Source organism: Crossiella sp. NPDC003009, assembly GCF_053591555.1.
This window is the reverse complement of record NZ_JBSFUA010000047.1, coordinates 14866-28259: the sequence shown is the minus strand read 5'-3', so window position 1 is coordinate 28259 and position 13394 is coordinate 14866. Positions and strand designations below refer to the sequence as shown.

Genomic DNA, 13394 nt, shown 5'->3' with positions numbered 1-13394 from the left:
ATGAGCTACCAGGCGCACTTCCGGGTCTGGCGCGGCGACAGCGCGGGCGGCGGCCTCACCGACTTCACCGTGGAGGTCAACGAGGGCGAGGTGGTCCTCGACATCATCCACCGCCTGCAAGCCACCCAGGCCCCGGACCTGGCCGTCCGCTGGAACTGCAAAGCGGGCAAATGCGGTTCCTGCTCCGCCGAGATCAACGGCAAACCCCGCCTGCTGTGCATGACCCGCATGTCCACCTTCACCGAGGACGAGACGGTCACCGTCACCCCGATGCGCACCTTCCCGGTGATGCGGGACCTGGTCTGCGACGTCTCGTTCAACTACACCAAGGCCCGCGAGGTCCCGGCGTTCAAGCCCCCGGAGGGCGTGGCCGCCGGCGACTACCGGATGCAGCAGGTCGACGTGGAACGCTCCCAGGAGTTCCGCAAGTGCATCGAGTGCTTCCTGTGCCAGAACACCTGCCACGTGGTGCGTGACCACGAGGAGAACAAGGAGTCGTTCTCCGGGCCGAGGTTCCTGATGCGGATCGCGGAGCTGGAGATGCACCCGCTCGACGCGGCGGACCGGCACCAGGACGCGCAGACGCAGCACGGGCTGGGACTGTGCAACATCACCAAGTGCTGCACCGAGGTCTGCCCGGAAAACATCAAGATCACTGACAATGCGCTGATCCCGCTGAAGGAACGGGTCGCGGACCGGAGGTACGACCCGTTGCTCAAGCTGTTCCGGCGGCGCAAGGACGAATGACAAAAGCCAGTTCAAGCGGCTAATTACCTGTAGTAATCACACGATTGCGGAGCGTGTTCCTTCCTGTTTCAATCGAGACCGGGAGGGGGGACGCTCATGCCGGAAACGGGGACACCGATCCCACCGGAGTTTCCGCCGATGCTCTACCTGCCGTGCGCGGAGGCGGAGCCAGTCGGCGGGAACATCACCGTGGAGATGCGCGAGACGAAAGACGGCCGGGTGGCGCTGCTGGCCTACTCGGCGCTGGACCGCCTGATCCGTTGTTGCGGACCGGACCAGCCGTGGGTCGTGGTGCCGACGCCGAACCTGGAGCGCCTGCGGCAGAGCAGACCGTTTGAGCTGGTGCTGCTGGACGTGGCCATTCCCGGGGAACTGCGCCACGGGGGTGCTGGGTGATGACCGGCGGCAAGCAGGTCGTGGACCTCGGCGTGCTGGCCGGCGTGGCCCGCACCCTGCGGCAGACCAGCGCGGATGTGGATGGGCTGGCCCGCTCGGTGCCCGGCCCGCCGGATGCGGGCAACGCCACCGCCGTGGTGACCGGGATGCTGGCCAGGTTCCTGGACAACGCGGGCGCGCTGGTGCTGGGCGCGGCGGGCGCGGCCGAGCAGGTCGCCACCGGGAACGCCGACTACGCCGAGACCGACACCCAGGCCGCCGACTCCCTCCGCGGCGAGCCCAACCGGCCGAGGTGAGCCGGATGCCCGTGGACACCAGGGTGCCGGGGCGGCCGGACAGCGTGCGCGGGGCCGCGCATTGGCTGCGGGCGCACTTCGGCGCCACCGTGACCGAGGCGGCGAACCGGCTCTACCAGGCCCGCAACCACACCGACGCGGGTTGGCAGGGCACGGCGGGCGAGGCGTTCCGGAGCAAGCTGACCGGCGGTGCGCGCAAGGCCGACGACCTGGCCGCCGGCGCCCAGCGGGTGGCCCAGCAACTGGACGACTACGCCGCGGGTCTGCACCGGGTGCAGGAGGACATGGTCAGGATCCGGGCCGCCGCCGCGGGGCGGGGCTGCGGGTCGACGGGGACCGGGTGCTGGAGCCGGAGCCGGGCGCGGATCCGAGGCAGGCCACCGCCTACCGCGAGGCCGCGGCGGCCGCCGAGTCGGCCCGGCGGGCGCAGAAGTTCCTGGAGGACACCCTGGCCAACGCGTGGAACGACGTGCGCACCAAGTGGTTCATCACGGTCGCCGACCTGGTCAACGGCGGGGTGGACGGACTGCGCACCGCGGGCGCGGCGGCCACGCTGACGGAGTCCACCCGACTGGCCGGTGAGGCCGCCAGGTTCGCCAAGCTGGCCGAGGCCGCGGACGGCCTGAACCCGGCGCTGGTCTACCGGGACGCGGACACCGCGACCGCCTTCCGGCACCGGGCCGCCCAGCTGGCCGGCGCCGCCGCCGACACCAAGGTCGCGGCGCGGGCCACCGGACTGAAGGTGGGCGGCGCGCTGGCGGCGGCCGGGATCGTCTACGACATCGCGGTGGCCGACAAACCGGTTGGCCAGGCGGTGGTGTCCGGGGTGGGCGGGTTCGCCGCGTCCGTGGCCACCGGGGCGGCGATCGGCTCGGTGATCCCGGTGCCCGGGGTGGGCACGGTCGTCGGCGCGGTGGTGGGCGCGGCGGTCGGGGTGTTCACCTCGGGTGCGATCGACTCGTTGTACGAGAACGGGATCGGCGCGGTCGGAGACGCGGTGGAGGCGGGCGCGCGGGCGGTGGCCAACACCGGTAAGGCGATCGGCAACGCCGCGGTGGCGGTCGGGGACGCGGTGGGTGATGTCTTCGACGCGATCTTCTGAACCGCTGCCCTGGCCGCCGGAATGGCCCACCGGCCGGGCGCGCTGGTACCTGTCCCTGGGCTGGCTGGGGCTGCTCGCGCTGGTGTCCTTCGGCTGCGCGGCGGCGGTGCGCGGCGGCCGGTTCGACCCGGCGGTCAAGTACTTCCTGTTGTTCGGGCTGGTCTTCGCGGTGGTCGTGCTGGTCGGCTACGACAGCCGGGTGCGCACCCGCCGGGGCCGGGTGCGAGGCGTGCGCACGGCAACGGACCTGGCCGGCCGGCCGGGGACCCTGTTGCCGTACTCCTGGCTGGGCTTCGCGGGCCCGGTCCTGCTCACGGTGCTGATGGCGCTGCTGTTCGGCCTGGCCGCCCACGACCTCGGCCGCAGCCCGGAGGTGGTCGCTCCCTCGGCCGCCGCCGCGGTCTTCGGCCTGGCCGGGCTGTTCTTCCTGATCTACCCGGCGCAGGTGCTCACCCGGCGGATCGTGCGCGGGTGGCTGCTGCTCACGCCGGAGGGGATCGAGCACCGCGGCTGGGGGTTCCGTTCCCGGTTGGGCTGGGACGGCGTGCGGCTGGTGACCGCGGTGGCCGGGGACGGTCCGCGGGTGTGGGTGGGCGCGTACGACAACCGGATCGAGCACCAGCGGCTGGCCTGGCTCTCCGGCGGGCCACCGCGGGAGCCGGGGGTACTCCTCGAGGGGCGGGCGCTGGGGGTGGATCCGGTGCTGGCCTACCGGATGCTGGACTTCTACGCGGCCCGGCCGGGGCTGCGGGCGGAACTGGGCACCCCGGCCGCGGTGCGGCGGGCTCAGGCGGGGCGGTTCGACTAACGTTTGCGGGCCTGCGAATGCGGCCCGATGACGGTGATCGTGCCCTTGCCCGTTCCTGCCTGCTCCGGGGTGGCCAGCTTGGTCAGTTCGGCCAGGCTGATCCGGACTCCGGCCAGGTTCAGCGCCAGGCTGGCGTGCAGGGCGTCGCGGAGGTTGTCGTCGGTGATGGCTTCGATGGTGGCGCGGGCCTCCTGGAGCTGGGCCTGGCGCTGGTGGTCGCTGCGGCGCAGGAAGGTCAGGCCGAGCGCGACCGCGCCCAGGCCGGCCACGGCGGTGGCGGCCGCGCCCGGGAGGCGGGACGGGTCGCCGAGGTAGAGCGCCAGGGCGACCGCGATGGTGGCGGCGCCGACGAGCAGGCCTGCCTGGCCCATCGGGGTGTACCGGTCGGGACGCATGCTTCCAGGGTCGCCCCTGGTCAGCCCGTTGTTAACCCGGAACGCCGCTGGTGATGAGTTCGAGAGCGGACCGTGACTACTTCACGCTCGGCGGGGTGGGCGCGGGGATGCCGAAGCTCTCCTGGAACAGCTTCGCCCAGGACCCGTCGGCCATGGCCTTGGTCAGGATCTCCGCCAGCTTCGCCCGCAGCGCGCGGTCCCGGGCCGGGATGCCGATGAAGTAGCCCTCGCTGGTGAGCTCCCGGCCGAGCACGGTGAAGCCGCCCTTCTCCTCGGCCGCGTAGCCGCGCAGCACCAGGTCGTCACCGGAGAACGCGGTCACCGTGCCCGCGCGCAGGGCCGCGACGCAGGTGTCGCCGTTGCGTTCGGAGATCACCCGGGGGCTGACCGTCTCGGCCTTCGCCGCCGCGCTGGAGTTGGCCGCCACGCACACCGGCTGGCCACTGGTCACCGAGCTGGTTTCCTTGCGCACCAACAGGTCCTGGTGCACCGGCAGGTACGGTCCGACCAGCCCGATCTGCGGCTGAGTGCTGGCCTTGATGCCGCCGAAGGCCAGGTCCACGTCCCCACTCTCCAAAGTGGACAGACGGGTGGCCTCGGTGGTGCTGCGGAAGCGGACCGAGTCCTTGGCCAGGCCGAGTCCGGTGGCGATCACCTCGGCCAGCTTGATGTCGAACCCGCTGTGCTTGCCGCCGTCCTGGTGGTACTTGCTCACCCCCGGCAGGTTGTCCGCCACCCCGACCACCATCCGCCCTCGGGCCTTGATCTTGTCGATGGTGGGGGAGCCACTGGCCTGCTCGGAGCTCGGCGGGATGGACACGCTGGTGCCAGGGGAGCCGGTGCTGCCGGGGGCGGGGTCCTCGCCGCCACAGGCGGACAGGACGAGGAGACCGGTCAGGGCCACGATGGCGATCCGCTGCACCAGGCCAGCCTAACGGCGACGGCCCGCCCCCGGGATGGGGACGGGCCGTCGGCGAGATCGGGGAGCTAGACGCCGTTGCCGGTGCGCATGCCGGTCGCGGCCATCGGGTCCGGGCCAACCGGCTCCATGTGGTCGGCCTTGGCCCCGCGAGGCGGGCGGTTGCGGCGGGACAGCCGCTTCTCCAGCAGCAGGGCCACCCAGCTGAGCAGACTGTTGATCGCGATGTAGATGATCGCGATGACCAGCAGGGTCTGGATCAGGTTGTTGCCGTACTCGTTCGGCAGGATCCGGAACTGGCGCATCACGTCGGGGAAGGACAGCACCGCACCGCCGAGCGCGGTGTCCTTCACGATCACCGCGATCTGGCTGACGATCGCGGGCAGCATCAGCGTCACCGCCTGCGGCAGCAGGATCATCCGCATGGTCTGGGTCTTGCGCATGCCCAGCGCCATGGACGCCTCGGTCTGGCCCTTGGGCAGGGACAGGATGCCCGCGCGCACCACCTCGGCCAGCACTGAGGCGTTGTACAGGACCAGGCCGGTGACCACCGCGAACAGCGGGCGCTCGTCCCGGCCCACGTCGGTGAAGGCCGCGTAGAACTCGTTCGCGAACACCATCAGCAGCAGCACCGGGATGGCGCGGAAGAACTCCACCACGGTGGCCGCCGGCACCCGGATCCACACGTGGTCGGACAGCCGCAGGATGCCGAAGAGGGCGCCGATGGGCAGTGCGATCAGGATGGACAGCGCCGCGGCCTTGAGCGTGTTCAGCAGGCCGGGCAGCAGGAACACGGTCCACACCGTGCTCTCGGTGAAGAACGGCGTCCACAGCTCCGGGCGCAGCTGGTCCTTGGCGCCGAGCTGGACGAAGATCCAGTACATCGCCGCCAGCAGGACCACGACGAACAGGATCGAGTAGGCGACGTTGCGGGCCCTGGCCTTGGGGCCGGGCGCGTCGTAGAGAACCGAGGGCGCGCTCATCGCTTCACCGCCACCTTCTTGCTGACCCAGCCGAGGAACAGTCCGGTCGGCAAGGTGAGCAGCACGAAGCCCAGTGCGAAGATCGTGAAGACCAGGATGATCTTGTCACTTTCCTTCTCGATCATGTCGTACATCAGCAGCCCCGCCTCGGCCACGCCGATCGCGCTGGCCACGGTGGTGTTCTTGGTGAGCGCGATCAGCACGCTGGCCAGCGGGGCGACCACGGCCCGGAACGCCTGGGGCAGCACCACGATGCCCAGCGTCTGCCCGAAACCGAGCCCCAGTGCCCTGGCGGCCTCGGCCTGGCCGACCGGCACCGTATTGATGCCCGCCCGGATCGACTCGCAGACGAAGGTCGAGGTGTAGATGACGAAGCCGAGCACCGCGAGCCGGAAGTTGTTGGTGTCGGTGAAGGTCAGGTCACCGGGCAGCTCACGCGCCAGCTTCAGGCCGAGCACGCTGTAGAGCGCCAGCGACATCGCCACGATGATCAGCGTCAGCGGCGTGTTCCGGATGATGTTCACATAGGCCGTGCCGAACGCCCGCATGATCGGGACCGGACTGACCCGCATGCCCGCGAGCACGGTGCCCCACACCAGGGAGCCGATGGCCGAGTACACGGTGAGCTGCACGGTGAGCCAGAAGGCACCGAGCACGTCGTACTCGCTCAGGAAGTCCAGCATGGTCTCCTCGACCTGGGTAAACGAAGTGCCGGGCACGGGCTGCGCCGCGCCCGGCACTCCGGGCTCAACTAGAGGTCAGCTCACTTCTCGGTCAGGGCCGGGGGCTCGCCCGCCTTGAAGATGTCGCCGAGGTTCTTCTTGATGGCCTTCTGCCACTCGCCCGAGGAGTACATCTTCTCCACGGCCTTGGCGATGTCCGCGCGGCGGTTGTCGCCCTTCTTCAGGCCGATGCCGTAGTTCTCCGTGGTGAAGGTCTTGCCGACCAGCTTGTACTTGCCCGGCTGCTTGGCGGCCAGACCGGCCAGGATGGTGGCGTCGGTGGTCAGCACGTCGATGGTGCCGGTGTCCAGGCCGTTGAGGCACTGGGAGTAGCCGTCGACCTGCTGCAGCTGCGCCTGGTTGGCAAACTTGGTCTTCACCGTGTCAGCCGAGGTGGAGCCCTTCACCGAGCACAGCTTCTTGCCGTTGACCGACTCCGGGCCGACGATGTCGGTGTTGTCCGCCTTGACCAGCAGGTCCTGGCCGGTGACCAGGTACGGGCCGACGAAGTCGACCTCGGTCTTGCGCTTGTCCGTGATCGAGTAGGTGGCGGCGATGAAGTCGACGTCACCCTTCTTCAGCAGGCTCTCCCGGTCAGCCGACTTGGCCTCGACCCAGTTGATGTTCTTGGCGTCGACACCAAGCTCCTTGGCGACGTAGGTCGCGACGTCGACGTCGAAGCCCTCGTAGCCGGTGCCGGTCTTCTGGCCGAGGCCGGGCTGGTCGAACTTGATGCCGATCGTGAGCTTCTTGTCCCCGCCGCTGCCGCTGTTGCCGCCCCCGCCGCAGGCGGAGAGGAGCGCGACCGCGGCGGCGACGGCCACGCCTGCCTGCAGAACTCGGGTAACGCGCATCTGCTGTCCCTTTCGGATCATCTCAACTACTGCGAGGCGGGTGCCTCGACCATTCATCTCGCTGAGTCGCCGCGGCGTTTCAGTGAGTGAGGATCTTGCCAAGGAAGTCCTTTGCCCGCGCCGAGCGCGGGTTGGTGAAGAAGTCCTCCGGGGTGGAGTCCTCCACGATCTCGCCGTCGGCCATGAAGATGACCCGGTCCGCGGCCTTGCGGGCGAAGCCCATCTCGTGGGTGACCACGAGCATGGTCATGCCGTCCTTGGCCAGGGTGGTCATCACGTCCAGGACTTCCTGGACCATTTCCGGGTCGAGGGCGGAGGTGGGCTCGTCGAAGAGCATCACCTTCGGGCGCATGGCCAGCGCGCGGGCGATGGCCACGCGCTGCTGCTGGCCGCCGGAGAGCTGGGCCGGGTGCTTCTCGGCCTGGTTGGCGATGCCGACCCGCTCCAGCAGCTCCATCGCCTTGGTCCGCGCCTCGGCCTTGTTCAGCTTGCGCACCTTGACCGGCGCCAGCATCACGTTCTCGAGGATGGTCTTGTGCGCGAACAGGTTGAACTGCTGGAACACCATGCCGACGTCGGCGCGCAGGGCGGCCAGCTGCTTGCCCTCGGCGGGCAGCTGCTTGCCGTCGACCTCGATGACGCCGGAGTTGATCGGCTCAAGCCGGTTGATGGCCCGGCACAGGGTGGACTTGCCGGAACCGGAGGGGCCGAGCACGACCACGACCTGGCCCTTGGGCACCTCCAGGTCGATGTTCTTCAGCACGTGCAGCGGCCCGAAGAACTTGTCCACGCCCGCCATGCGGATCATCGGCGGAGTGTGGGCGGCCGAGGTCATCAAACCTCCAGAGTCGGCAGAGCACGGGGTGGTGGACGATGGCGGAAACCTAGGGGTCGGAAACCACCCCAGTCCAGGGCACTTGAGTAAGACTTAGGGTCTCAACTCTGTCACGGATGAGCCACGTGAGTCGGGAGGCACCACACGTGCGGGTACTGCTGGTCGAGGATGACGACCGGGTAGCGGAAGCGCTGGAGCCCGCGCTGACCAGGCGCGGCATGGCGGTCACCCGCCTGCCCTCTGGCAAGGGCGTGCTGGAGGCGGTCGGCAACGCCGACGTCGTGCTGCTGGATCTGGGCCTGCCCGACGTCGACGGGTTCGTCCTGTGCCGGGCGATCCGCGCGGCCAGCGATGTGGCGGTGATCGTGGTGTCCGCGCGCGGGGAGGTCGACGATCGGATCCTCGGGCTGCACTCCGGGGCCGATGACTACCTGGTCAAGCCCTACGACATCGGCGAGCTGGTGGCGCGGGTGCACGCGGTGCGCAGGCGGCGCGGCGAGGGCGGCGCCACCCCTGGCGCGGCGCTGGCCTTCGGTGATGTCGAGGTCCACATGGGACGGTACGAGGTGACCGTGGCCGGCGCGCCGGTCGCGCTGTCCCGCAAGGAGTTCCAGATGCTGGCCATGCTGGCCCAAGCGCGCGGCACGGTGTGCACCAGGGAACGGATCATCGCCGAGGTCTGGGGCCGCACCTGGTCGGGGGCGAACCGGACGCTGGACGTGCACATCGCCACCCTGCGCACCAAGCTGGGCCGCCCTGACCTGGTGGAGACCGTGCGCGGGGTCGGCTACCGCCTGGCCAGCCCGGCCGAGGGCTGACGGGTGCGCTCCCGGCTGTTGGTGATCATGCTGTCGCTGCTGGTGCTCGTGCTGCTCGGCCTCGGCGTGCCGCTGGCGCTGAACGTGGCCGGCACCGAGCAGCAGCGGCTGTTCCTGGACCGGGTCGGCGACACCAGCCGGTTCGCCAGCCTGGCGCAGAACCCGCTGCTGGCGGACAAACCGGACCTGATGCGGCCCGAGCTCCAGCGCTACCAGCAGGTGCACGGCATCTCGGTGCTGGTCACCGACCGGGAGAACCACTTCCTGGTCACCTCCGACGACTCGGTCAAGGTGGACGACCCCCGGATCGCCGAGCGGCTGAAGCTGGCCCTGGCCGGGCGGGTGCCGGAGACCGGGTCCACCCTGATGCCCTGGGACCGCACCCCGCTGGTGCTGGCCGAGCCGGTGCGGGTGGGCGGCGAGGTCCGCGGCGCGGTGGTCACCGTCTCGCCCACCGACGCGAGCAGGCTGCGGGTGCTGGTCTGGTGGAGCGTGCTGGCGCTGGCCAGCGTGGCCGTGCTGAGCCTCGGCGTGCTGCTCGCGCTGCCCGTGGTGCGCTGGATCCTGCGCCCGGTGCGCCGCCTGGACGAGGCCACCGGCCGGATGGTGGCCAGCGTGGTCAGCGGCCGCCCGGTGGAGGCCGTCGGCGGCGAGACCGGCCCGCCCGAGCTGCGGCACCTGACCCGCTCCTTCGACCAGATGGCCGCCAGCGTCAGCGATGTGCTGGCCGCCCAGCGCGCCTTCGTCGCCGACGCCTCGCACCAGCTGCGCAACCCGCTCACCGCGCTCCGGCTGCGGCTGGGCAACCTCGAAGGGCACGTGCACGAGGACTCGGTGGAGCAGCACCACGCGGCCATGGAGGAGACCGTCCGGCTGAACCAGATCCTGGACGAGCTGCTGTCCATGGCGCGGGCCGAGGCCAGCTCGGTGGAGCCGGTGCCAGCCGAGGTGGACGGGGCGGTGGCCGAGCGGGTGGACGCCTGGCGGGTGGTCGCGGCCGCGCGCGGCATCGCGCTGTCCACCCGCACCGAACCGGACCTGTTCGCGCTGGCCCCGCCGCGCGGGGTGGAGACGGTGCTGGACGCGTTGCTGGACAACGCGCTCAAGTTCAGCCCCGACCACTCCTCGGTCGTGGTCAGCGCGGAGCAGGCCGGGCAGCGGGTGGTGCTCACCGTCCGCGACCACGGGCCGGGGCTCACCGCGGAGGAGCTGGAGCGGGCCACCGACCGGTTCTGGCGCTCGCCAAGCCACCAGAACATCACCGGTTCCGGCCTGGGCCTGGCGATCGTGCGCCGGGTGGTGGAACGGGCGGGCGGCGCGGTCCGGCTGGAACTGCCCGAGGGCGGCGGCCTGGCCGTGGTGGTCGAGCTCCCGGTGATCGAGTTCGAGTCGCTCGAAGAGGGCTAGCCGGCGACTACCGCCGGGTTCAGGCCGGGGCCGACGTCGACCGCGGGCAGTGCCCTAGACCTTGGTCCCCCGGTAGTAGCGCAGGGCCCCTTCATGCAGGTCGATCGGGGCTGTTTCGATCGCCGAGCGGGTGTCCAGGGACAGCGCCACCTGGTTCGCCCTGATCAGGTCGTCCCTGGCCGCGAACATGCCCTCGGTGAGCGCGGCCGCGGTGTCGGCGGCCAGCGCCTCGGTGGTCAGCAGGAAGTTGCGCACCACCAGCGTGGTCACCGGGCCGTTGTGCATGCCGTAGGTGGAGGCGGGCACCGTGGCGCTGCCGTATACCGAGGAATATTTGTCCAGCAGTCCAGGCAGCACATCGCTCAGGTCGATCATCCGCAGCGACATGCCCGCCGCCGCCTCGCGCACCGTGGGCGTGGGCAGGCCACCGGACCAGAAGAACCCGTCCAGCTCGCCGCGCTTGAGCGCGATGATCGAGTCCTGCAGGTCGGTCGGTGCCTGGCGGAGGTCCGCCGCGGAGAGTTTCGCCTGCTCAAGCAGCCGGTCGGCGATCAAGCGGGTGCCCGACTCGGCCGAGCCGGTGGCGATCCGCAGCCCGCGCAGGTCGGCCAGCCTGGTGGCCGGGATCTCCGCGCGGACGATCACGTGGAAGAAGTCGTCGTGCATCCGGGCCAGCGCGCGCAGCCGCCGGTTCGGGCGCTGCTGGTCGAAGGCGCGCACCGCGGCGTCGGCGGCGGCGAAGGCCAGGTCGGCCTCGCCGGACTCCAGCTTGCCCAGCGCGTCCACCGAGCCCGCGGTGGGCAGCACGGTCGGCCTCGGCATGCCCAGGTCCCGCTCCCAGGCCCCGGACAGCGCCTTGCCCAGCTGGTAGTAGACGCCCGCGGTGCCACCGGTGGCGATGGTCAGCCGCACGCCCTCCAGCTGCCCACCGCAGCCACCCAGGGCGAGCGCGGTGGCCATGGCGAGCAGCAGACTCAGGAGTCGGCGGGACACCGGTTCATCCTGCCAGGCGAAGCGCTCTACCCTGGACTCTTGAACCGGGAAACCGGGAAAGGACGAGCGGGTGACACGCAGCTACCAGATCCGTACCTACGGTTGTCAGATGAACGTGCACGACTCCGAACGGCTCGCGGGCCTGATGGAGGACGCGGGATACGTGCGCGCCGCCGATGACAACGCCGACATCGTCGTGTTCAACACCTGCGCGGTGCGCGAGAACGCGGACAACCGGCTGTACGGCAACCTGGGGCACCTGCGCCCGGTCAAGGACGCGCACCCCGGCATGCAGATCGCGGTCGGCGGCTGCCTCGCGCAGAAGGACCGCGGCGAGATCGTCAAGCGCGCGCCCTGGGTGGACGTGGTCTTCGGCACGCACAACATCGGCTCGCTGCCGGTGCTGCTGGAACGCGCCCGGCACAACGCCGAGGCCCAGGTGGAGATCCTGGAGTCGCTGGAGACCTTCCCGTCCACCCTGCCCGCCCGGCGCGACTCCGCGCACTCGGCCTGGGTGTCGATCTCGGTGGGCTGCAACAACACCTGCACCTTCTGCATCGTGCCCGCGCTGCGCGGCAAGGAGAAGGACCGCAGGCCCGGCGACATCCTGGCCGAGGTGCAGGCCCTGGTCGCCGAGGGCGTGCTGGAGGTGACCCTGCTCGGGCAGAACGTCAACTCCTACGGCGCCGAGTTCGGCCAGCGCACCGCCTTCTCCGAGCTGCTGCGCGCCTGCGGTGAGATCGAGGGCCTGGAGCGGGTCCGGTTCACCTCCCCGCACCCCAGGGACTTCACCGACGACGTCATCGCCGCCATGGCCGAGACGCCGAACGTCTGCCCGCAGCTGCACATGCCGCTGCAGTCCGGCTCCGACCGGGTGCTCAAGGCGATGCGCCGCTCCTACCGCAGCGACCGCTACCTGTCCATTGTGGACAAGGTGCGGGCCGCGATCCCGGACGCGGCGATCACCACCGACATCATCGTCGGCTTCCCCGGCGAGACCGAGGAGGACTTCCAGGGCACCCTGGACGTCGTCGCGGCCTCCCGGTTCTCCTCCGCCTTCACCTTCCAGTACTCCAAGCGCCCCGGCACCCCCGCGGCGACCATGGACGACCAGCTGCCCAAGCAGGTCGTGCAGGAGCGCTACGAGCGGCTGATCGCGTTGCAGGAGCAGATCTCCTGGGACCTCAACCGCGAGCAGGAAGGCCGCGTGGTCGAGGTCGTGGTGTCCGAGGGCGAGGGCCGCAAGGACACCGCCACCCGCCGTCTGTCCGGCCGGGCCCGCGACGGCCGCCTGGTGCACTTCAACCCGGTCGGCGCGGCCGACGGGGAGATCCGGCCGGGTGACGTGGTCACCACCGCGATCACCTACGGCGCCCCGCACAACCTGATCGCCGACGGCGACCTGCTCTCCCACCGCCGCACCAGGGCCGGTGACAACTGGGCGGAAGGCAAGCGCCCCAAGACTTCCGGCGTGACCCTGGGCCTGCCGTCCTTCGGCGCCCCGGCCACGCCCCAGCCCGCGGTGGTGGGCGGATGCGGCAGCCGATGAACGCCGGGGCGCAGGACGGACGGGATGACATGGCTGAGTTCGCCGAGGAGTTGAAGCAGGTCGAGCGCCGGGTGGTGCGCAGGGTCGAGCCCGCGCCGCGCAGCGCGATGGTGATCGCGGGCGCGGTGCTGGTGCTGCTGGTCTCCGCCCTGCTGCCCTGGGTCGGCGACGCGGCGGGCTGGCAGGTGCTGCTCGGCCAGACCGACCCCGCGCTCAAGATCGGCGTGCTGCCCAGGCTGTTCGGCGGCTTCGCGGTCTTCTTCGGCGTCCTGCTCACCGCGGCCACCCTCAGCCTGCGCCTGTGGGCACTGGCCTGGGTGTCCACGCTGGGCTGCTGGCTGTCGGTGATGCTGGGCCTGCTGTCGGTGTGGACCCGGCAGACCGTGTTCCAGGCCCCCGGCCCCGGGGCCGGGCTCTACGTGGCGGTGCTGCCGCTGGTGGTGCTCGGCATCCAGTGGTTCCGGCTGGCCTGGTCCCGCCCGTAAAACGTCAACGCCGTAAATTGTAAATTCTGTTCGGCCGTGCGGATTTCTCCTAGGCTCGGATTTGCCACCAAGCAATTCCCTGCCA

Annotated in this window: 16 protein-coding genes; 9 read left to right on the top strand and 7 right to left on the bottom strand. The window is 70.6% G+C overall.

All coding sequences use genetic code 11. From position 1 onward, the window contains the following. From ACWDY5_RS33700 to ACWDY5_RS33680, 5 genes are all read left to right on the top strand, one after another. Positions 1 to 747, top strand: coding sequence for a succinate dehydrogenase/fumarate reductase iron-sulfur subunit (locus ACWDY5_RS33700; protein WP_449726181.1), 747 nt, complete (start codon positions 1 to 3; stop codon positions 745 to 747). A gap of 138 nt (positions 748 to 885) precedes the next feature. Then, positions 886 to 1143, top strand: a complete 258-nt coding sequence (locus ACWDY5_RS33695; RefSeq protein WP_449726180.1) for an SAV_915 family protein — start codon at positions 886 to 888, stop codon at positions 1141 to 1143. Further along, positions 1143 to 1439 carry a hypothetical protein gene (locus ACWDY5_RS33690; RefSeq protein ID WP_449726179.1) on the top strand — a complete coding sequence of 99 codons (297 nt, stop codon included), beginning with the start codon at positions 1143 to 1145 and terminating at the stop codon, positions 1437 to 1439. The genes ACWDY5_RS33695 and ACWDY5_RS33690 overlap by 1 nt, the downstream gene beginning before the upstream one ends. A 340-nt stretch (positions 1440 to 1779) precedes the next feature. Then, entirely contained in the window at positions 1780 to 2541 is a 762-nt protein-coding gene (locus ACWDY5_RS33685; protein ID WP_449726178.1) for a hypothetical protein, read from the top strand. Continuing rightward, positions 2519 to 3349, top strand: a complete 831-nt coding sequence (locus ACWDY5_RS33680) for a hypothetical protein (RefSeq protein ID WP_449726177.1) — start codon at positions 2519 to 2521, stop codon at positions 3347 to 3349. Before ACWDY5_RS33685 ends, ACWDY5_RS33680 begins: the two co-directional genes overlap by 23 nt. Here ACWDY5_RS33680 and ACWDY5_RS33675 read toward each other — a convergent pair. The 6 genes from ACWDY5_RS33675 to ACWDY5_RS33650 all read right to left on the bottom strand — a co-directional run bounded on the left by ACWDY5_RS33675 (position 3346) and on the right by ACWDY5_RS33650 (position 8030). Beyond that, entirely contained in the window at positions 3346 to 3744 is a 399-nt protein-coding gene (locus ACWDY5_RS33675) for a hypothetical protein (RefSeq protein ID WP_449726176.1), read from the bottom strand. The genes ACWDY5_RS33680 and ACWDY5_RS33675 overlap by 4 nt on opposite strands. A 76-nt stretch (positions 3745 to 3820) precedes the next feature. Continuing rightward, a complete protein-coding gene (locus ACWDY5_RS33670) occupies positions 3821 to 4666 on the bottom strand; it encodes a transporter substrate-binding domain-containing protein (protein ID WP_449726175.1) in 846 nt (281 codons plus the stop codon). A 65-nt stretch (positions 4667 to 4731) separates the two neighbouring features. Beyond that, on the bottom strand, positions 4732 to 5646 hold the full coding sequence (locus tag ACWDY5_RS33665) for an amino acid ABC transporter permease (RefSeq protein WP_449726174.1): 915 nt from the start codon (positions 5644 to 5646) through the stop codon (positions 4732 to 4734). Beyond that, positions 5643 to 6329, bottom strand: coding sequence for an amino acid ABC transporter permease (locus tag ACWDY5_RS33660; RefSeq protein ID WP_449726211.1), 687 nt, complete (start codon positions 6327 to 6329; stop codon positions 5643 to 5645). The genes ACWDY5_RS33665 and ACWDY5_RS33660 overlap by 4 nt, the downstream gene beginning before the upstream one ends. A gap of 80 nt (positions 6330 to 6409) precedes the next feature. Next, positions 6410 to 7222: a glutamate ABC transporter substrate-binding protein gene (locus tag ACWDY5_RS33655; RefSeq protein WP_449726173.1), complete on the bottom strand. Its 813-nt coding sequence runs from the start codon at positions 7220 to 7222 to the stop codon at positions 6410 to 6412. Positions 7223 to 7301: 79 nt separating this feature from the next. After that, complete coding sequence (locus ACWDY5_RS33650) at positions 7302 to 8030, bottom strand: amino acid ABC transporter ATP-binding protein (RefSeq protein ID WP_252486744.1); 729 nt, start codon at positions 8028 to 8030, stop codon at positions 7302 to 7304. A gap of 173 nt (positions 8031 to 8203) precedes the next feature. On the opposite strand from ACWDY5_RS33650, the gene ACWDY5_RS33645 reads away from it, so the two are divergent. Together ACWDY5_RS33645 and ACWDY5_RS33640 are read left to right on the top strand one after the other, a co-directional pair. After that, positions 8204 to 8875 carry a response regulator transcription factor gene (locus ACWDY5_RS33645; RefSeq protein ID WP_449726210.1) on the top strand — a complete coding sequence of 224 codons (672 nt, stop codon included), beginning with the start codon at positions 8204 to 8206 and terminating at the stop codon, positions 8873 to 8875. Positions 8876 to 8878: 3 nt separating this feature from the next. Beyond that, positions 8879 to 10282 carry a HAMP domain-containing sensor histidine kinase gene (locus ACWDY5_RS33640; protein ID WP_449726172.1) on the top strand — a complete coding sequence of 468 codons (1404 nt, stop codon included), beginning with the start codon at positions 8879 to 8881 and terminating at the stop codon, positions 10280 to 10282. Between the two features lie 54 nt (positions 10283 to 10336). On the opposite strand, the gene ACWDY5_RS33635 is transcribed toward ACWDY5_RS33640, so the two are convergent. After that, positions 10337 to 11275, bottom strand: coding sequence for a TAXI family TRAP transporter solute-binding subunit (locus ACWDY5_RS33635; protein ID WP_449726171.1), 939 nt, complete (start codon positions 11273 to 11275; stop codon positions 10337 to 10339). A 70-nt stretch (positions 11276 to 11345) separates the two neighbouring features. Here ACWDY5_RS33635 and miaB point away from each other — a divergent pair, with 70 nt between their 5' ends. Further along, a complete protein-coding gene (gene miaB / locus ACWDY5_RS33630; RefSeq protein ID WP_449726170.1) occupies positions 11346 to 12824 on the top strand; it encodes a tRNA (N6-isopentenyl adenosine(37)-C2)-methylthiotransferase MiaB in 1479 nt (492 codons plus the stop codon). Beyond that, positions 12809 to 13309, top strand: coding sequence for an Rv2732c family membrane protein (locus tag ACWDY5_RS33625; protein WP_449726169.1), 501 nt, complete (start codon positions 12809 to 12811; stop codon positions 13307 to 13309). Before miaB ends, ACWDY5_RS33625 begins: the two co-directional genes overlap by 16 nt. Positions 13310 to 13394: the final 85 nt, after the last annotated feature.